Here is a 19,533-nt window from a genome sequence, read left to right as displayed (position 1 = left end):
GGATGTCCGGGGCTTTTGCGTTATGCTTTTTCCGCTTGGCGCGATGCGCGTTTGCGGTCGTTTTCCGTGAGAAGTTTCTTACGGATACGAATCGACTTCGGCGTTACCTCAACCAGCTCATCGTTATCGATAAACTCAAGTGCACGCTCAAGCGACATTTTGATCGGCGGGGTCAATGTTAAGGCTTCATCGGTTCCTGACGCACGCATATTGGTCAGCTGCTTTCCTTTCAAACAGTTCACGGTCAAGTCGTTTGAACGGTTATGAATACCGATAATCTGCCCTTCGTAAACTTCGTCACCGTGTGATGCGAACAAACGACCACGCTCTTGCAGGTTAAATAATGCAAACGCGAGTGACTTACCTTGTGCATTTGAAATCAGAACGCCGTTGATGCGTTGACCAATTTTTCCACCTTTATGTGGACCGTAGTGATCAAATGCGTGGTAAACCAAGCCTGTTCCTGAGGTTAATGTCATGAACTCGGTTTGGAAACCAATTAAGCCGCGACTTGGTACCATAAAGTCGATACGGGTACGGCCTTTACCATCTGGGCTCATGTTGGTCATTTCAGCTTTACGCAAGCCTAATGCTTCCATGACAGCGCCTTGATGTTGATCTTCAACGTCAACGGTAAGAGTTTCATAAGGTTCAAACTTCTCGCCGTTCTCGTACTTAATAATTACTTCAGGGCGCGATACCGCTAATTCGAAACCTTCGCGGCGCATGTTCTCAATCAACACGCCCAAGTGCAATTCACCACGGCCTGATACCCGGAATTTATCTGGGTTGTCCGTTGGCTCAACGCGCAATGCTACGTTGTGGGTCAGCTCTTGAGTGAGGCGATCAAGGATTTGACGCGACGTCACGAACTTCCCTTCTTTACCGGCGAACGGTGAAGTGTTGACCTGGAAAGTCATGGTTACTGTAGGTTCATCAACGGTAAGTGGCTTCATCGCTTCTGGCTGACCATACATACATACGGTGTCAGAAATGCTCAAATCACCCAAACCGGTAATGGCGCAAATGTCACCCGCGTGGGATGAAGTGACTTCCATACGATCTAGACCAAGGTAACCAAATACCTGACCAATTTTTCCGTTACGGGTTTTGCCTTGCGCATCCACGATGGTGACTTGCATGTTTGGCTTGATGGTACCGCGACGAATTCGACCGATACCGATAACGCCCACGTAGCTTGAGTAATCAAGCTGAGACACTTGGAATTGGAGCGGGCCATCTAAATCCGCATCTGGCGGAGATACTTTATCAATGATGGTTTCAAACAACGGCGTCATATCCGTACTTGGGTTCGCCGGATCTAAGGTAGCAAAACCGTTTAACGCCGATGCGTAAACAATTGGGAAATCGAGCTGCTGGTCGTTTGCACCCAAGTTATCGAACAAATCGAATACTTGATCAACAACCCAATCAGGACGTGCACCTGGGCGGTCGATTTTGTTCACAACAACGATTGGGTTCAGGCCGTGGGCAAAGGCTTTCTGTGTTACGAAGCGCGTTTGCGGCATAGGACCATCAACGGCATCAACCAACAGAAGAACTGAGTCGGCCATCGAAAGTACGCGCTCTACCTCACCGCCGAAATCGGCGTGTCCTGGAGTATCCAGGATGTTGATGTGGTAATCGCCCCAATTAATGGCGGTGTTTTTCGCCAAAATAGTGATTCCACGTTCTTTTTCAAGATCGTTTGAATCCATGATGCGTTCTTGCATCTCGCCACGGCTCTCTAAAGTGCCAGACTGCTGCAGAAGCTTATCAACTAAGGTGGTTTTACCGTGGTCAACGTGAGCGATAATCGCGATATTGCGTATTTTTTCGATAGCTTTGGACATAAAACTGTTTTTCAACCTGTAATAGAAGGCGTCACCTACACCCTGAGTCAGCGATTCGACGCAGGGCAGCGGGCCTTAGGGGGGCGGATCATACGCTGATTTCGCTGAATAAAAAAGCACCTATCGCACATAGGAGCGTAAAATTAACACATTGGTAACGATTTGCAGGGCTTTGCGGTCATTTGTGCGCAATAAAGATGAACAAGTTTTGGAAAAGGGCGAACGAAAAGGCCTTTGTGTGTTGTCACCGGGTGGGCTACTATCGAGTAACTTAAGTAGCCAACGCACCGCGTTGGTCACAAGGCAGTTAAGAGTAGCCAACGCATCGCGTTGGTCACGAGGCAGATAAGAGTAGCCAACGCACCGCGTTGGTCACGAGGCTGAGAAGGGTAGCCAACGCATCGCGTTGGTCACGAGGCAGATAAGAGAGCGAGTTCCACCCCTGGGGCGGAACTGGTATTCGCGACACGAGGAAAGGACGATGATTCGACACTGGTTGAGTTCGGCGCTGCTGGCGCTCGGTACGGTTGCGCTGATCAGCGCATGTAGTGAAGTGCCCGAAGAAGACACCACGCAGTTAACATTTCAGGCAGGCGCCCATTATCGGGTGTTGGAATTCCCGGTGCACCAAGATCGGAATGAACCCTTTATTGTCGAATATCTGTGGGTAGGTTGCCCCTACTGTCAGCAATTTGAGCCTATTTTACAGGGGTTTAAAGCTGAAAACCCAGAAGTCACCTTCGTTCGTCGTCACGGTTCGCTAACGAATCGGTGGATTGTCGATGGGCGCATCTTCCATGCCATCGACTTGCTGGCCGATCACGATATGACGCCGGCGATTCTCGAGTTTTACGCCAGTAAAGCGCCGAACCTACCTGGCGGTGAAGACTTGGCACAATTTGTTGAAGAGCAAGGGCTTGATGCTGACGAAGTATTTGCCAAGGCCGATAGCGACGAAGTGAATGCCATTATGGCGGACAACCTGACTGATATGGATCAGAACGGTATGCGGGGTGTGCCTGCAATTGTGGTCAATGGACGTTACTTAGTGAGTAATTCGTTACCTGAGAACATTGCGACAAGTGACGATTACTACGCCTTACTTAATTACTTACTGTCTTTAGATTAATGATACAACGCGGATTCGCAGCAAGTGGGATCCGCGTTTTGCTCGATTTGCACCACTTTGGATCTGGGTTTGCACTAACATGGTGCAAAATTGCACCATTTCACCGTCTTTCTCCCTTAGTATGACGCCTAAATTTATTTAATCTATATAAATCAGGAACTAAGCAAGTTGGCATAGGCTTTGCTATACCTATTGGCAACACGCTAAATTTTTTAGCTCAACTGGAACGACCCTAGCTCGTCCACTTATTTTAAGCACAGACGCTGCTACCAACCGGAGGTTACTATGTCTGTTAAAGCCGTAATGGATTTAATTGAAGAGAACGAAGTACGCTTTGTTGATTTGCGCTTTACCGATACCAAAGGTAAAGAGCAACACGTCACCATTCCGGTGTCGCAGATCGACGAAGACTTCTTTGAAGATGGCAAAATGTTTGATGGCTCTTCAATTTCGGGCTGGAAAGGCATTAACGAATCAGACATGGTGTTGCAGCCAGATACGGAAGCCTGCGTGATGGACCCGTTCTCTGAAGCGCCTACCTTGATCGTGCGTTGCTCTATTTTGGAGCCGGATAGCCGCCAAGGTTATGACCGTGACCCGCGTTCAATTGCACGCCGTGCCGAAGAGTATTTGAAATCAACCGGCATTGCCGACACCGCGCTGTTTGGTCCTGAGCCAGAGTTCTTCTTATTCGACGACGTGCGTTTTCACACCGACATGAGCGGTTCGTTCTACAAAATCGATTCGGAAGAAGCGAAATGGAACTCAGGTCGCGACTATGCGGAAGGTAACTTGGCGCACCGTCCTGGCGTAAAAGGCGGTTACTTCCCAGTACCACCGGTTGATTCATCGCACGATATCCGTGGCGTAATGTGTGAAACCATGGAAGCGATGGGCTTGGTGGTTGAAGCGCATCACCACGAAGTTGCGACCGCTGGCCAGAACGAAGTGGCTACGCGCTTTAACACCTTGGTGAACAAAGGCGACGAGATTCAAATTTACAAATATGTTGTGCATAACGTGGCCCATGCCTATGGCAAAACCGCGACCTTTATGCCGAAGCCAATTGTCGGTGACAACGGTTCAGGTATGCACGTCCATATGTCGTTAGCCAAAGATGGTAAGAACTTGTTTAGTGGCGATAAGTACGGCGGTTTGTCGGAAACAGCGCTGTATTTCATCGGCGGCATTATTAAGCATGCACGTGCGCTTAATGCGTTCACTAACCCAGCGACGAACTCATACAAGCGTTTGGTCCCAGGCTTTGAAGCACCGGTCATGTTGGCGTACTCCGCGCGTAACCGTTCCGCGTCGATTCGTATTCCTTTGGTTCCAAATCCAAAAGGCCGCCGTATCGAAGCGCGCTTCCCGGATCCAGTGGCGAACCCGTATTTGGCCTTTACTGCGCTGATGATGGCAGGCCTTGATGGGATTCAAAACAAGATTCACCCTGGCGATGCCATGGATAAAGATTTGTATGATTTGCCAGCGGAAGAAGCCAAAGAAATCCCAACCGTAGCCCATTCATTGGAAATGGCGTTGGATTGCTTGGATAAAGGCCGCGACTTCTTGAAAGCGGGTGGCGTAATGAGCGACGACATGATCGATGCTTACATTAAGCTGAAGCGTTCAGAAGTAGAAACACTGAACAAAACCACCCACCCGGTTGAGTTCGATATGTACTATTCGTGCTAACTCTTTGACGCTTGCCGGCCGCGGCCGGCAGCACCAAAGCGATTGCACCAAAAAGCTGCACGAGCCCCCCTCGCTGCAGCTTTTTTTATCCCAATAGTTCCGCCCCAGGGGTGGAACTATAGCGCGGAGATGAGTTCTGCCCCAGGGGTGGAACTTTGTTCGCCTGCAGGCCGCGTTACATCAGGGGGTGAGTTACGCCCCTGGGGCGGAACTGTTGTGCGGGGGTGAGTTGTACCCCTGGGGCGGAACTGTTGTGCGGGGGTGAGTTGTACCCCTGGGGCGGAACTATTGTGTGTTGCACCAAGTTGGTGCAAAATGGTGTGGGTGGGTGTGATGAGAGGGAAAAATGGCTGAAACGTCGCCGTGGGTGAACGAGCAACTGACTGATCAGTTGGTGATGGGGCTTCTTATTTTAGATGAGACGCTTGCCGTGCGTTATGCCAATGCTGCGGCGGAAGCGATTTTTTCTGGAAGCTCGCGGCGTTTAATCGGCGCACCGCTCGATTCGTTATTGCGCTACAGCAGCTTTGATTTGCTTCTTTTGCGCAATGTTCTCTCTAGCCAGCAAACTATTTCCGATAGCGACGTCAGTTGGGTGTTGCACGATGGTAAGGCGATCACGGTCGAACTTACTGCGTCGGTGGCAAGCTTTCCGCGCAGTCAGCCTGAATATAATGATGTGGTGCTGTTGGAACTGCGGCAAGTGGATTTAATTCGTCGTATCAACCAAGAGCAAGTGCAACAACATCAGCTAGAAGCAGCCCAGCAACTGGTGCGTGGCTTGGCTCATGAAATTAAAAATCCACTGGGTGGTATTCGTGGCGCGGCGCAACTTCTGCAATCCCAGCTCACCGATGCGCAACGTGAATATACACAAATGATTATGGACCAGTCGGATCGGCTGCGAACGTTGGTTGATCGACTGCTTGGGCCAAATCGTCCAAGTCCGCGGGCGCCCGAGAATATTCATGCGATTTTGCAGCGAGTGCTGGATGTACTAAGTCTTGAACACAGTGCAAACACAGGCATTCGCAAAGATTACGATCCGAGTCTACCGGATATTCAGGTGAGCGCCGATCAAATCGAGCAGGTGTTGCTGAACATTATCAAAAACGCCTTTGAAGTGGTGGAAGGCCAAGAACACGGCGAAGTCGTGGTCAAAACTCGGGTGTCCCATCAGGAAACCATTTACGGCAAGCGCTACCGTCAGTGCGCGCTCATTACCATTCAAGATAATGGCCCGGGCGTGCCCGCAGAGCTCAAAGATACCCTGTTTTATCCGCTCGTGAGTGGTCGTGAGAATGGCACCGGTTTGGGGCTATCCATCGCGCAATCGCTGGTGCATCAACACGCCGGTAAAATTGAGTTATCGAGCCGCCCCGGCTGCACTGAATTTACCGTGTTTTTGCCCTATGCAGAAAGCGATGAGAACACCCAGGAGGTGGCGTAAATGGCACGTAATGTATGGGTTCTCGATGACGACAGTTCGATTCGTTGGGTGTTAGAGCGTGCCTTTACCGGCGCAGGCTGGCAGCCGATCATGTTTGCCGATCCGCATACGTTTTTACATACCCTGCACGATGCAGATAAGGCGCCAGATCTGGTGCTAACCGATGTGCGTATGCCGGGTATCAACGGTATGGAAATTCTTGAGGAACTGCGCCGTAAATGGGCGCAGGTACCCGTGGTGGTGATGACCGCCCATTCTGATTTAGCCAGCGCCGTGAACGCCTTTAAAGGCGGTGCATTTGAGTATTTGCCAAAGCCCTTTGATCTTGATGATGTGATTGCGGTGGCCGAGCGGGCGGTAAAATCTCGTACCCAAGAGCCGCCGAGCGTCGCGGTTGAGGTATCAAAAACCGGAATTATCGGCGAATCACCCGCCATGCAAGACGTGTTTCGGGCGATCGGGCGGTTATCACGCTCCAGCGTCACGGTATTGCTCACAGGTGCCACGGGCACCGGTAAGGAGTTGGTCGCTCGGGCGCTGCACCAACATAGCCCGCGCAGCGACAAGCCCTTTGTGGCGCTCAATATGGCGGCAATTCCGAGCGAGCTGATTGAATCGGAGCTATTTGGCCATGAAAAAGGCGCGTTTACCGGGGCCTTGCAGCGTCGGGATGGTCGTTTTCAGCAAGCCAATGGCGGCACCTTGTTCTTGGATGAAATCGGCGATATGCCGCTGGCAGTGCAAACACGTTTACTACGGGCGCTTGCGGAAGGTCAGTTTTATCCGGTGGGGAGCCATCAATTAGTCACGGTGGATGTGCGCGTCATTGCTGCCACCCACATCGACTTGCGCAAAGCCATCGCCGATGGCAGCTTTCGCGAAGATTTGTATCACCGCTTGAATGTTATTCATGTGCGTTTGCCCTCGCTCAGTGAACGGCGCAGCGATATTTCAGTACTCACCGATCACTTCTTACGGCAAGCCTCGGCAGATCTGCAGATGCCGGCAAAACGGCTCACCAAAGGGGCATTAGCAGCATTGGAGCAGGCGGAGTGGCCTGGAAATGTGCGGCAACTTGAGAACCTCTGTCGCTGGATTACGGTGATGGCGAGTAGTGACTGGGTGGATGTGGATGAACTACCAGAACTCACCCAACGTGAAGAAACGGGTGCGGTGATCGACGATTGGCGCGAGTCGCTGCAGCACTATTTGGAGCAAAAAATCAGTGTCGATTCGCGTGCTGTGTTTGCCGAAATTCAAGATGATGTGGAACGATTGGCCATTGATGTTGCCTTAGTAAAGAGCGGGGGGCATCGGCAACGCGCAGCAGAAATTTTGGGTTGGGGTCGCAACACATTGACCCGTAAAATTCAGCGGCTTGAAGAAAAAAACTTTGAAAAATAAGGGCATTCCCCTATATGTAAAGTGGCGCGTTCAGTGTAAAGATACAATGTAAAGCCAATTGTAAAGAGAACGAAAATCGACTTTTGTTCCACCATGCAAGCGGTACATTGGAATCATTTGAACCAGAGGGCAATGCCGTGGTGCATATATTATTGATTGATGACGACGCAGATTTGGGCACAATGTTAACCGATGTGTTTAAGCGTGAAGGCATCAAATTATCCCATGAAGAAGATGGTAAAGCCGGTTTGAAAACCGCGACCAGCGAATCCTTCGATTTGATATTACTCGACATTATGCTGCCGGAGATCGACGGGTTGCAGGTTCTTAAGCAACTGCGGGCAGCGGAAATTGAAACCCCCGTATTAATGCTTACCGCCCGCGGAGACGATGTGGATCGTGTCGTTGGACTCGAGCTAGGCGCCGATGATTATCTCCCCAAGCCATTTTATCCGCGTGAATTAGTGGCGCGCGTGCGTGCGTTGCTGCGTAGGGCCAAAGGTAAAAGTGGGCTAGCGATAGTGGAACACCTGCGTCATGCTGGCTTTGAATTAGATATCACCAATGCCGAAGCGCGCTGTGATGGCCAGGCCCTGACCCTGACACCCACCGAATTTGAAGTATTGCGGCAATTAGTGATGCACCATGGTCAGTTGGTCACCAAAGAGAGCTTGTCGAACCATGTATTGGGTCGCCAGTTGGGGCCGTTTGATCGGTCATTGGATGTGCACATCAGCAATATTCGCAAGAAACTACCGAGCAAGCCGGAGCGTATTCAAACGGTTCGTGGCCGTGGATATCGCATAACTGAGCCTGAACTTCAGGAAGTGTAAGCCATGCCCCATGGCCGCACGCGCTGGTATCAGTCGTTAACACTCCGTCTCCTTGCGCTGTTTTGGGCGTTAATTCTTCTTACCTTGGCCGCAGCGCTTGCTGCGGTTCTTTATCTTGTGCGCCCGCCCGGGCCTGAGCCATTAGCGGAAGACTTCCACCGGTCCCTCGACCCTATCTTGTTGCATCCTTCCAGCGTGGGCTTGCTCCAGCCAGGGCGATTATTGGTGGGTCAGTATCGGATCGTTGCCTTGCAGCCGGCTGTGATGGCCAAGGAGGTTGAGCCTGAGCCGCAGTCTCAGCCCGTGGATGATTTATCGGCGCTCGCTGCTGCGCATGGATTGGAGATTGAGTACCTGATTTCGGGTAGGGGGAACGCCGATAGCGAAGAGCCCGTGCCAGTTGAGGAAGACGCTGCGGAGCGGCCGCAAGCGCGGTTTGCGCCGGGGCTTACCCAACAAGAGCTGGCCATTGCGGTGCGTATCTTGGAAAGCGAAGAACCCATTCAACTTATTTTTGGCGAGCGTACCTTAGGTGGGCCCATGGCCAGCAATGAAGGGTGGGTGGTAGTAAGTCGCCCTTCTACGGCGGAGGAAATTGCCGCTCAGTTTCAAGAGCCTGACGAAGAGTGGTTGCCGAACCTCGTCATGCTCGCCGTTGCCGTGTCGTTTTTGGGGGCACTGATTCTCGGTTTGTGGTTTGTGCGGCCGTTGCGCTTACTTCGAAATGCCATGCGTCAGATTGCCAATGGCTCCGCGGAACCAGAGTTGCGGGGCTTGCCTCAGCGCCGAGACGAATTAGGTGAACTAGCGCGCACCATGCGGTGGACGGCGGTGGAGCTTGCCACCTCTCGTGATGCGCAGCGGCGCTTGTTAAGTGATGTCTCCCACGAGCTACGCTCACCGTTGGCGCGTCTGCAAGTGGCCCTCGATTTAATCGAGAGTGAAGGCCTCGACGGGGATCGCAACTATATGCAGCTGCAAAAGGATATTTATCGCTTGAGCGGTATTATTGATAGCATTTTGTGGTTATCGCGCCTTGAGAATGGCCTTGATAAGTTGGTGCATGAGCAGCTCTCGGTGATGGATATTCTCGAAGACTTACAGAGCGATTTGTATTACGTGAACGAGAGCTGGCGCGGCCGCTTGCATCTTCCAAGCGAAGCACTGCCAGAGATTGATTCGGACCCGGTGTTGCTGCGACTAATTTTGGAAAACCTAGTGCGCAATGGTTTTCAGTACGGACCCGAGGACGGTGAGGTGTTTGTGAGCGCCGAGACTCATCAGCGCGATGGCGTGCCATGGCTGGCAATTCACGTGCGCGATCAAGGCCCGGGGGTGACTGAAGAACAGCGCCAGAAAATGTTTGCGCCCTTCTTTCGTGGCGACCCGTCGCGTCACCATGGTGCCGGTGTCGGCCTTGGCTTGGCCTTGTGCCAACGCGCCACCGCCGTGCTCGGCGGCGACATCGATGCCCACAACCACCCCGACGGCGGCCTGCAAGTCACCATCGCCTTCCCCATCAAAGCCTAACCTGGGTACCCCCTTAAAGCGCCGCACAAACAGAGTTCCGCCCCAGGGGTGGAATTGGTTGTTGTGTCGTTGCGGGGGGTTGGGTAGGATGAAACGAGACGTGAAAAATGGAATGCGAAAGCTATGAGCGACGAAGTAGAATTTGATGTCAGTGCAAGCGAATTGGCGCTTGATGCACTTGCTGAACGCGTATTGTCGCACCGTCCAGGCGACACCGATCCGGCGTGGGACGAATGGTCTCGCACCCATCTTGAGGCGTTCTCTCGTCGGGTGGAACACGAGGAGTTTCGCAGCTTCGACCGCGCGCAAATTTATTACGGCGTGCTGGCGCACCCCCATCCTAAGGCTTGGGTTCTGGTGTCGCCGGGGCGGGTAGAAAGCTATCTTAAGTATCAGGAAGTGGCTCTGGAGCTGGTGGCTGCGGGGTATTCTGTGGCGCTTATCGACCATCGTGGGCAAGGCCATTCTGAACGCTTAACATCACATCACGAGCAGGGGCATGTGAATCAATTTATTGATTATGCTCACGATTTTGAACGTTGGATAGCCGAGTTAACACCACGTATGAGTGATCTGCCCGTGCATATTCTTGGGCACAGCATGGGTGGTGCGATTGCAACCATGTATGCGCAAAATAAACCTCATAACATTGCCTCGTTGGTGCTGAGCGCACCCATGTTTGGTATTAATACAGCGCCTTGGCCGCAGTGGTTTGCGGCGCCGTTAACACGCTCGCTCACTGCCCTGAATCGACTCATCACGCCGGGTAAGTTTTGGTATGCGCCGGGCACCGGCGATTATCAAAAGCTGCCGTTTGCTGAAAATAAGCTGACCCACAGCGAAGCGCGCTACGAGCATTTTAGCCGCATGTATACAGACTTTCCGCAAATTCGAGTGGGCGGACCGACCACCCATTGGGTGACCGAAGCGCTCGAGGCCGCCGAGCAATGTATTGCCCATGCTCATAAAATAGAGATTCCAATTTTGGTGTTATCGGGCACCGCCGATAAGATTGTCGACCCTCGCGGACATCAAATCTTTGCATCCCGGCTGACCCATGAAAAATCGCGCCTCAAGGAAATCCCCGGCAGTTATCACGAGATCTTGATGGAAAGCGACGAACGCCGGAACATGGCCATCGACGCCGCCCTCGAGTTTTTCGCCCAGTAACCCCCCCCACCACGCAGGCATCACAACGGCTGAAAACAGAGTTCCACCCCTGGGGCATAACTCTGTTTTCGTCCCGTGCCGGTTTCGCTGCAGCCCTTTTATCACGGGGGTATAAGAGTTCCACCCCTGGGGCGGAACTCTGTTTTCGTGGTGGAAAAACCTGGTTAGGAGCCGGGGAAGTCGAGTTGGCGCCAGGCTTCGTAGGTGATGACGGCGACGGAGTTTGACAGGTTGAGGCTGCGGGAATCTGGTTGCATGGGGATGCGGATGCGGCGCTCGGGGGCGAAGGCGTCACGAATTTCAGGCGGCAGGCCAGCGGTTTCCGAGCCAAATAAAAGCACATCATCGGCGGCAAAATTCACTTTTGCGTAATTTTGACTACCCTTAGTGGTACAAGCAAATATTCGCTTTCCTGTCATGGCCTTGAGAAAGGCGTCGTAATTGGGGTAGCGCGTTACTAGGGCCAAGTCATGATAATCGAGGCCCGCACGACGCAGCTTTTTCTCCTCAAAATCGAACCCAAGGGGTTCAATCAGGTGTAATTGGCAGCCTGTATTTGCACACAGACGAATAATGTTACCGGTATTTGCAGGCATTACCGGAGTATGCAGCGCAATGTGAAACATAACCAATACGGGGCCGTTGAATTTGCGCACTATTATACGGTGATTTAATAAAGCCGCCAGTCAGGTTGTCGGTGTCTTACGCTGTCTCGCACGTGAGTACACGTGTCGTCAACCAACTGGAGAGAATTATAGAATGAAGCATCCACATAAAATCCGCTTTCCACGTCTTCGTGCCGCGCTGGCGCTCACTGGTGTGTTCGCCCTATCTCAAGTTGCCGCACAAGATTTTGAGAACTGGGAGGATGCGCTCGCCGACGCGCTGACCCCCTGTGAAAGCGAACGCGAGGCCTTCGGTGATTTTCGAATTAGCACGTCGTTGTATTCATCAAACAATCGCGCCATCAACGCCCATTTTCGAACAACCTTAGAACGGGTCATGCCCGCGAATGATGACGTCTATTACATGGAGTCTGATAATCCAGATCACTTAGCGGCAGTGCGCAGCGCAACCATGGAATTCGATTTAAGCTACAAATACTATAACGAGCAGAATCGAGTGGAAACGGAAGTTGATGGCTTTGGCGTCATGTTCCCGAACACCGATCACGAAGACTATTACAGCCAGCTCACCACCACGAGCATTTATCTGAGCGATAAAGAATTCGTGCCGCACGATATATCCAACGATTGGCGGGGTGATGATCGCGCAAGAACACACTTTACCGAGGATGAAGCTGCTGAAGTTGTGGATATGTGGATTCGTGGTGGCTATGTGGCCATTGATTTTAAAATACGGCAAAACAATGAAACCGTCTCCGTGGGTGCGGTCGCTTTAGGTCCGGATGAAGTTGAAAGGTTTCAGGCGCTCCTCGGACAACAGCATCAAACCTTGTGGCAAACGGCGATGGATGGTGATTGTCGCGTAAAAACCTTCAGTGAGTGCTTCCTCACCACCGCTACAGTGCACTGCATTGGGCTTGCTGATAACTGCTGGGAACTCGAAACTCTACGCGGATTTCGCGATAACTTCTTGCTGCAAAACAGTGAGGGGCGCGCTCTTGTAAGCGAATACTATGATATTGCGCCGGCTATTGTGGAGGCAGTCAATCGTCGCAGCGATAGTCAATGGCAGTGGTTGAAAACCTACTGGACCGGAATTTTACCCACCGCGTTGCTTGTGAAAGCGGGCATGCACACCACGGCCCAGCGCTTGTATCACCGCATGGTGCGAGATCTGCAGAGTATGGTCGCGTAACCTACGCAGTGCGTTGGGTACGATGGGTAGGCCAACGCGATGCGGGGAGCGCAATGAATTGGTGAGATCGGAACTTCCGTGAGATAATCGCGTCACATCCTCGGAACGCAGGCAAAAGGTAGTGTTGTGATGAAACAAATTTGGAACGGTGTACTGTTGGTGTTCGCGCTCGGCTTTAGTGCTGGCGCCACCGCAGAGTCCAGTAGCCCGCAAGATCCGAAATGGAATCTTATGCTCGTAGGTAGTGAGCTTCGCATTTGTTCGAGCATGAACTCGGATTACTGTGATAACGACGAGTGGATTAATGCCAACGAGATGCGCACCACCCGTTTATTCCAGCTTACCGACGTTCGCCGTCGCAACGCCTTACGTCAGGCCATTTGGCCACGAGATCGCGAAACCATTCGTGAGGAAGTGGCCGTTATGCTCACGGAAATGGTGGACTATTTTGCCCGCGGCGTGGTGCCCGAGCACCGTCTCGTCGACCGTTTTCGCTCGCGCGCCTACCTTGATTTGCTGATGCGTCTCTCCGACGCAGAATACAATCGCATCCTCGATAACTTAGAAATGCCGCGCCTAGAGGGCCTCGATGAAGTGGTGAACTTGGCGATGAACGCCGACCATTCGGCCGACTTCATTACCCAGTTTGTGGCCATGGCCGAATCTTTGCACGGTATTGCCCACGAACGCCCAGCGCGTATTTTGATTATCACTGCCGGTGAGCGTGATAGTTTCCGTTCGGTAGATGTCCACGTGCAAGCCTTTAATCAAGCGGGCGCCGACGCCCGTTGGCTACCCCTCGATGTCGCGGTTACCCGCGCGCAAAGTATCAACCGCTGCCAAGATCTGGAACCTTTGCGTCGTGAGCTCAGCGGCAACTATGATCGGGATCGGGTGAACCCAGCGCGTCATAACGAACAGCTCGCCTATTGTCGCGACGCCAACGCATGGAAAGAGATGTTGGACAATGCGGACGCCGTGTTCATCACCGGCGGCAGTGCCGATCGCTTGAAACAAGCGCTCGTGCTCGATAACCGTGCAACGCCAGTGCTGGCAGCCATGCAAGAACGCTTTGGCGCAGGAACACTTGCCGTGGGCGGTGCCGGTGAAGGCGCCAATGCCTTAGTGAGCGCCAACATGATTACCAATGGTCACAGTCGCGAAGCCTTGAGCGCAGGGGCCATTGCCCGACGTCCGCCGCCCGTGGATTGTAACCTCGATAACACCTGCCCGCGGGGCATGAATGTGAACAGCCTAACCTACGAGCCGCTCGGTGGTTTAGGCTTTGCCGGCTTTGGCATTGTTGACAGTGACGTGGCGCATCGCGGACGCCAAGGTCGGTTGTTACGCCTTGCCGCAGAAACCACCACGCCACTGGCGATGGGTATCGACCGTGACACCGCTGTACTGATGAACACCACGAACGGCGCCTTTGAAATTACCGGCCGCGAAGGCGTGATGCTGCTCGAAGGGGCGATAGGTTCAGAAAGCATGTTGGCAGCGACGTTCCATTACTTACGCACCGGCACTTTAGGGCGAATCAGTGCTGGACGCTTGGTGGATGCCGTCATGGCTCCACAAGAGTTTGTGCGCCCTGAGAGCACCACGAATCGTTTCCTCGGCGACTCCGGCATCTTCGATAACATCGATACCGTGTGCCGCGGCCGCAACGAGCTGCGCCTGCTGCAAGAGAACTTTGAGCTGATGATGCGCGTGAGCGATGATAGTGAGTTGGAATTGTCGCGGGCGAGGTGTCAGGTGATTAACGGCGTGATTGGTATGAGTATACAGTAGCCAACGCACCGCGTTGGTGAGGGTGGCTTATCAGAAGCCCCGATAGCTGCGTTATAATTGAAGCTCAATCGGTCACGTACTGCGTGTACGCTCCCTCAATCGCTCCAATTATGCCTTGCTCTAGGCGCTTCTGCCGGCGCCTCGAGTTTTGAGGTAGCCAATCCGAACCCCGAACCAACGCAATGCGTTGGCTACGGGCGGCGCGATCGCCTATAATACCCCCGATTTTCGCCCACCATTCAGCAACCACTGAGGTAACCTCATGCGTCCAAGTGGCCGTACAGCGCAACAAATTCGCCCCGTAACTATCACTCGGAACTTCACTCGCCACGCCGAAGGCAGCGTTCTCATTGAGTTTGGTGACACCAAAGTACTCTGCAACGCCAGCGTACAAGAAGGTGTGCCGCGCTTCTTAAAAGGCAAAGGCCAAGGCTGGGTTACCGCCGAGTACGGCATGTTGCCCCGCGCCACCCATACCCGCTCCGATCGCGAAGCAGCGCGCGGCAAGCAAGGCGGTCGCACCATGGAAATTCAGCGCCTTATCGCCCGCTCATTGCGTGCCATTGTCGATTTAAAAGCCCTTGGTGAGAACACCATTACCGTCGATTGCGACGTGATCCAGGCCGACGGCGGCACCCGCACCGCATCCATCACTGGCGCTTGTGTGGCCCTCGCCGACGCCGTGAGCTTTATGCGCAAAAAAGGCTTGGTGAAAGTGAACCCGATGAAAGGCATGGTGGCCGCAATTTCCGTCGGTATCTACAAAGGCGCAGCCGTAGCCGACCTCGACTACCCAGAAGATTCCGCCGCAGAAACTGATATGAACGTGGTCATGACCGACACCGGCAAAATCATCGAAATTCAAGGCACCGCCGAAGGCGAACCCTTCTCGTTTGATGAAATGAACAGCATGGTGGAGCTGGCCAAACACGCCATTCGTGAGCTTAACGACATTCAACAGGAGGCCCTGAACACATGAAGCAATACCAACGCGAATTTATCGAATTTGCCCTCGGCAAGGGCGTGCTCAAGTTTGGTGAATTTACCCTGAAATCAGGCCGCACTAGCCCCTATTTCTTTAACGCCGGGTTGTTTAACACCGGCGCCGATTTAGCCAAGCTTGGGCGTTATTACGCCGCGGCCCTGAATGATTCTGGTATTGAATTCGACGTGTTGTTCGGCCCCGCCTACAAAGGCATTCCCATTGCCAGCGCCACCGTGGTGAGCCTGTACGAGCACTATCAAAAAGACGTGCCTTACTGCTTTAACCGCAAAGAAAAGAAAGACCATGGCGAAGGCGGCAGCCTCGTGGGCGCGGATTTGAATGGACGCATTATGTTGGTGGATGACGTGATCACCGCTGGCACCGCCATTCGCGAGTCGATGGATATCGTGGAAGCCAACGGCGCATCGCTTGCCGGCGTGTTGATTGCCCTTGACCGTCAGGAAAAAGGCCGCGGTGAACTTAGCGCGATTCAAGAAGTAGAACGAGATTACAACGCGCCAGTGATCGCAATTGTCACCTTAGGTGATATTATCGAGTATCTTTCTGAGCAACCGGGCCAAGAAACCATGCTCGAAAGCATGCGCAGCTACCGCGCGCAATATGGTATCGCGTAACCCGTACCCAACGCACCGCGTTGGTCAGGTATCGAAATGGCCCCGTAGCCAACGCACCGCGTTGGTCACAAATGGCATAGAACCAAAGGAACCCACATGATCTACAGCATGACCGCCTACGCGCGCGAAGAAATTAAAGCAGAATGGGGCAGCGCCGTGTTTGAACTCCGTTCAGTAAACCAGCGCTATCTGGAAACTTTCTTCCGCTTGCCCGAACAATTTCGCAGCATGGAAACCGTGCTTCGGGATCGCCTGCGCAACGCGCTTAACCGCGGCAAAGTAGAATGTTCCTTACGTTTTAACGCCAACCCCGGTGCCACCAGCGAACTTCGCGTAAATGAAAGCCTCGCTCAAGCGGTATTACGCAGCGCCGAATGGGTGCAAAGTAACGGCGCAAAAGCGTCGATTAACCCGCTCGACATCCTAAAATGGCCTGGCGTACTTGAAGCCGCCGAAGCCGACATGGACGCCATTCAAGCAGAACTTCTTGCCGGATTTGAACGCGCCCTCGCTGCCTTTATCGACGCCCGTGCCAGCGAAGGCAGCAACATGCGCAAGCTGATTGAAGACCGCTTAGAGCTAATTAGCGAAGAGGCCAGCACAGTGCGCGGTCGCATGCCGGAAGTGATTGAATGGCAGCGCGAGCGTCTGCGCAATAAATTCGACGAAGCCAAAATTGAACTCGACTCGGAACGCCTCACCCAGGAAATGGTGCTGCTGGCGCAAAAAATGGACGTCGCCGAAGAGCTCGACCGCCTCGACTCCCACATCAAAGAAACCCGCAGCATCCTACGCAAAGGCGGCGCCTGCGGCCGACGCCTCGACTTTATGATGCAAGAATTCAACCGCGAAGCGAACACCCTCGGCTCAAAATCCATTAACGCGGAGATTACCAATTCCGCGGTTGAGGTGAAGGTGTTGATTGAGCAGATGCGGGAGCAGATTCAGAATATTGAGTGATGTGGTGGAATCGATCTGAAGAAAGAAAGCCCCGACAGGGGCTTTTTTATTTAGCGCTGCGCTCTCGAACATCTCCAACAGATCCATTTTTAGACGATAACTATGAGCTGGCTGCGACATCATTCTGAAGCGAGAGAAGAATAACGTGTCGATAAAAGCCTTAAAAATCGACATGTAATCTCATCATGTCGATATTCTTCGTGTTGTTAAGCATGAATAGGTTCGTTGACCACATCCACAATGAACGGCCGCTGTTGCTTCAAGCCACAAATACGTATCAGGTGTTCTAGTCGTTCCCTTTTTATAGCAGTCCCCTGCTGTTTCTATTGCAGAAACCTCGAATTAAATCGGTCTCAGCTGAGGGGAAGTGGACATCTCGAGGAAATGTTCCGCATGCCAAAAACACCTGTTTAAACGATGGCCCTTGGGCTGGGATTCTCATGCAGCGTATAAATGCAGCGCGGCGGTTGGTGTTACAGCAGAAGAACGAAAACAGTGGTTTAGGAAGAACTTTCTTCAAAAATGAGGATTAGGAGTGAATTTGAGGAGGTGTAAGAATCATCAGTTGCAGCATTACCTTTGAAACTTAGACTCTCAACCCCCCTATTGCTCAATTTTCTCACAAGAGAGAATTGCCTCGAATTAACTAATCGAGGTAATACATAGATGAATATTGAGTTTTTGGGGCCGTTAGGTCGAGTAACTGGGTCTTGCACTTGGATGCACGATAAAGAAAAGGGTTGGAACTTTTTGGTTGATTGTGGCATCCAGCAGGGTGAAGGCAATCCCGATATTTGGAATCAGGGAATTGACTGGCCATTTGAGCCAAGCGAAATTAAATTTGTTTTACTAACGCATGCGCACATGGATCACTGCGGACTTATCCCTATTCTATATAAAAGGGGTTTTCAGGGCAAGGTCATCTGCACTTCAGAAACTGCAGCGATAGCTAAAGTTATGCTTGTTGATGCTACAAAACTAGGTGCCTTTTATGATGAAAGCGATGTAGCAAAAATAAAATGGTTTGAGCCGCGAGGAAAATCATTGCTAGGCGGCGCTCTTCATCCGGTTGGCGATGATCTCTTTATTAACTTTTACCGAACGAGCCATATTATCGGCGCCGTTGCAGTTGGTGTGTACTGGGGTGACTTCAAGGCGAGTAAGCAGAAAAAAATTATTTTCTCGGGTGACCTAGGTGTCTGCAACGAAGATTCAGAGCACTTGCCTTTGCTAAGACACATCATGAAACCACAAGAATTCGATTATGCTGTTATCGAGTCTACTTACGGAGGAAAAGTTCGTTCTACGGAGGAGCAAACCGTTGAGTATCGTTGGAATCAGATTAAGAATCTGTGTGATCAAGTTGCAGCAAATAAAAGCAGGGCGTTGTTACCTTCTTTCTCACTCGGAAGAGCACAAGATCTGCTCTTTGATTTGCATTGGGTTCTTAATTCAAACCCAAAGCAATACTCCAATATTACAGTAGTGCTCGACTCCCCCACAGCAAACAAGCTTACTCCTATCATATTACAGGCGCTCGAACGTACCGAATTAACTGGTAAATCCTTTAAAAAAGCACGCCCTTTATGGCTAGGAAAACAAATTTTTCGTTGGTTTGAGCTCGACGATACTGACCCAAATCAGGTAGACAGGCTGATTGACATAGTGAGAGTGACTCTTGGTGAAGAGCCAAAGTTTCCCGAATATGCGGGGCTCTTTGGTAATCAGATTGCAAAGTCATGGACGTCAAAGGTTCGAGTTATCTCGGAACGTAGCCAAAGAGCACAAATACCAGAGAACGCTCCTCAAATAATTATAGCAAGTTCTGGTAGCTGTGATGGCGGAGCAGTCACGCATTGACTGCCAACGATCGTTCGCAGTTCCAATAGCCTTATTTGCCTTACGGGGTTTTCTGGTCCGAGCTCGGTCGCTGGGCAGCTTTCTCAACTGCAGGGTGTCGAGCAGAGTGAACGACGGCGGCTTCGGGGGAGCATTCAAATAGAGAGCGCCAATCTAGATATTCCAATTCGAGAGATATCTTGTGAACTTACTACCTTAAATGGTTACTCAGGTCATGCGGATCAAACAGGGCTCTTGCATTGGCTATTTTGGAGTTTCAAAGGCGAAAGCAAACGTACGGCGCCATGCATTTTCATTCAACATGGCAATGACAATGAACGGAAAGCATTAGAAAAGGCGATTCATGAGAGAAACGGCAAAGAACCGATAGTCGTTAAACTACCGAGTCAGCGAGCCCATAAGTATAAGTTGTAG

At 52.0% G+C, this 19,533-nt stretch carries 16 protein-coding genes; 14 read left to right on the top strand and 2 right to left on the bottom strand.

What is annotated here, in order from left to right:
- Window positions 1-20 precede the first annotated feature (20 nt).
- Window positions 21-1,853, bottom strand: a complete 1,833-nt coding sequence (gene typA / locus HXZ99_RS11885) for a translational GTPase TypA (protein WP_194757512.1) — start codon at window positions 1,851-1,853, stop codon at window positions 21-23.
- 481 nt (window positions 1,854-2,334) lie between these two features.
- Here typA and HXZ99_RS11880 point away from each other — a divergent pair, with 481 nt between their 5' ends.
- From HXZ99_RS11880 to HXZ99_RS11850, 7 genes are all read left to right on the top strand, one after another.
- The gene (locus HXZ99_RS11880) at window positions 2,335-2,982 is read left to right on the top strand and encodes a thiol:disulfide interchange protein DsbA/DsbL (protein WP_194757511.1); all 648 of its coding nucleotides are present in this window, start codon (window positions 2,335-2,337) and stop codon (window positions 2,980-2,982) included.
- 285 nt (window positions 2,983-3,267) lie between these two features.
- Window positions 3,268-4,677, top strand: coding sequence for a glutamate--ammonia ligase (gene glnA / locus HXZ99_RS11875; RefSeq protein WP_194757510.1), 1,410 nt, complete (start codon window positions 3,268-3,270; stop codon window positions 4,675-4,677).
- A 346-nt stretch (window positions 4,678-5,023) separates the two neighbouring features.
- On the top strand, window positions 5,024-6,127 hold the full coding sequence (glnL, locus tag HXZ99_RS11870; protein ID WP_194757509.1) for a nitrogen regulation protein NR(II): 1,104 nt from the start codon (window positions 5,024-5,026) through the stop codon (window positions 6,125-6,127).
- On the top strand, window positions 6,128-7,531 hold the full coding sequence (gene ntrC / locus HXZ99_RS11865; RefSeq protein ID WP_194757508.1) for a nitrogen regulation protein NR(I): 1,404 nt from the start codon (window positions 6,128-6,130) through the stop codon (window positions 7,529-7,531).
- A gap of 137 nt (window positions 7,532-7,668) precedes the next feature.
- The gene (locus tag HXZ99_RS11860; RefSeq protein ID WP_194757507.1) at window positions 7,669-8,364 is read left to right on the top strand and encodes a response regulator transcription factor; all 696 of its coding nucleotides are present in this window, start codon (window positions 7,669-7,671) and stop codon (window positions 8,362-8,364) included.
- Window positions 8,365-8,367: 3 nt separating this feature from the next.
- Window positions 8,368-9,894 (top strand): sensor histidine kinase, encoded by a 1,527-nt coding sequence (locus HXZ99_RS11855; protein ID WP_194757506.1) that lies wholly within the window; start codon window positions 8,368-8,370, stop codon window positions 9,892-9,894.
- Between the two features lie 123 nt (window positions 9,895-10,017).
- Window positions 10,018-11,064 (top strand): alpha/beta fold hydrolase, encoded by a 1,047-nt coding sequence (locus HXZ99_RS11850; RefSeq protein ID WP_194757505.1) that lies wholly within the window; start codon window positions 10,018-10,020, stop codon window positions 11,062-11,064.
- A 164-nt stretch (window positions 11,065-11,228) separates the two neighbouring features.
- Here HXZ99_RS11850 and HXZ99_RS11845 read toward each other — a convergent pair whose 3' ends face one another.
- On the bottom strand, window positions 11,229-11,690 hold the full coding sequence (locus HXZ99_RS11845; protein WP_194757504.1) for a tRNA (cytidine(34)-2'-O)-methyltransferase: 462 nt from the start codon (window positions 11,688-11,690) through the stop codon (window positions 11,229-11,231).
- A 133-nt stretch (window positions 11,691-11,823) separates the two neighbouring features.
- Here HXZ99_RS11845 and HXZ99_RS11840 point away from each other — a divergent pair, with 133 nt between their 5' ends.
- The 7 genes from HXZ99_RS11840 (at window position 11,824) to HXZ99_RS12430 (ending at window position 19,533) form a co-directional block, all read left to right on the top strand.
- Window positions 11,824-12,885 (top strand): CFI-box-CTERM domain-containing protein, encoded by a 1,062-nt coding sequence (locus tag HXZ99_RS11840; protein WP_194757503.1) that lies wholly within the window; start codon window positions 11,824-11,826, stop codon window positions 12,883-12,885.
- Window positions 12,886-13,011: 126 nt separating this feature from the next.
- Window positions 13,012-14,679, top strand: coding sequence for a type 1 glutamine amidotransferase family protein (locus tag HXZ99_RS11835; RefSeq protein ID WP_194757502.1), 1,668 nt, complete (start codon window positions 13,012-13,014; stop codon window positions 14,677-14,679).
- A gap of 262 nt (window positions 14,680-14,941) precedes the next feature.
- On the top strand, window positions 14,942-15,658 hold the full coding sequence (gene rph / locus HXZ99_RS11830; RefSeq protein ID WP_194757501.1) for a ribonuclease PH: 717 nt from the start codon (window positions 14,942-14,944) through the stop codon (window positions 15,656-15,658).
- On the top strand, window positions 15,655-16,299 hold the full coding sequence (gene pyrE / locus HXZ99_RS11825) for an orotate phosphoribosyltransferase (RefSeq protein ID WP_194757500.1): 645 nt from the start codon (window positions 15,655-15,657) through the stop codon (window positions 16,297-16,299). Before rph ends, pyrE begins: the two co-directional genes overlap by 4 nt.
- Window positions 16,300-16,395: 96 nt before the next feature.
- On the top strand, window positions 16,396-17,259 hold the full coding sequence (locus tag HXZ99_RS11820; RefSeq protein ID WP_194757499.1) for a YicC/YloC family endoribonuclease: 864 nt from the start codon (window positions 16,396-16,398) through the stop codon (window positions 17,257-17,259).
- Window positions 17,260-17,925: 666 nt separating this feature from the next.
- Window positions 17,926-19,119, top strand: coding sequence for an MBL fold metallo-hydrolase (locus tag HXZ99_RS11815; RefSeq protein ID WP_194757498.1), 1,194 nt, complete (start codon window positions 17,926-17,928; stop codon window positions 19,117-19,119).
- Complete coding sequence (locus tag HXZ99_RS12430; protein WP_194757513.1) at window positions 19,120-19,533, top strand: MBL fold metallo-hydrolase RNA specificity domain-containing protein; 414 nt, start codon at window positions 19,120-19,122, stop codon at window positions 19,531-19,533.

It is taken from the genome of Aliidiomarina indica, from assembly GCF_015354615.1.
Lineage (GTDB): Bacteria > Pseudomonadota > Gammaproteobacteria > Enterobacterales > Alteromonadaceae > Aliidiomarina > Aliidiomarina indica.
This window is presented reverse-complemented; position numbering and strand designations above follow the sequence as displayed.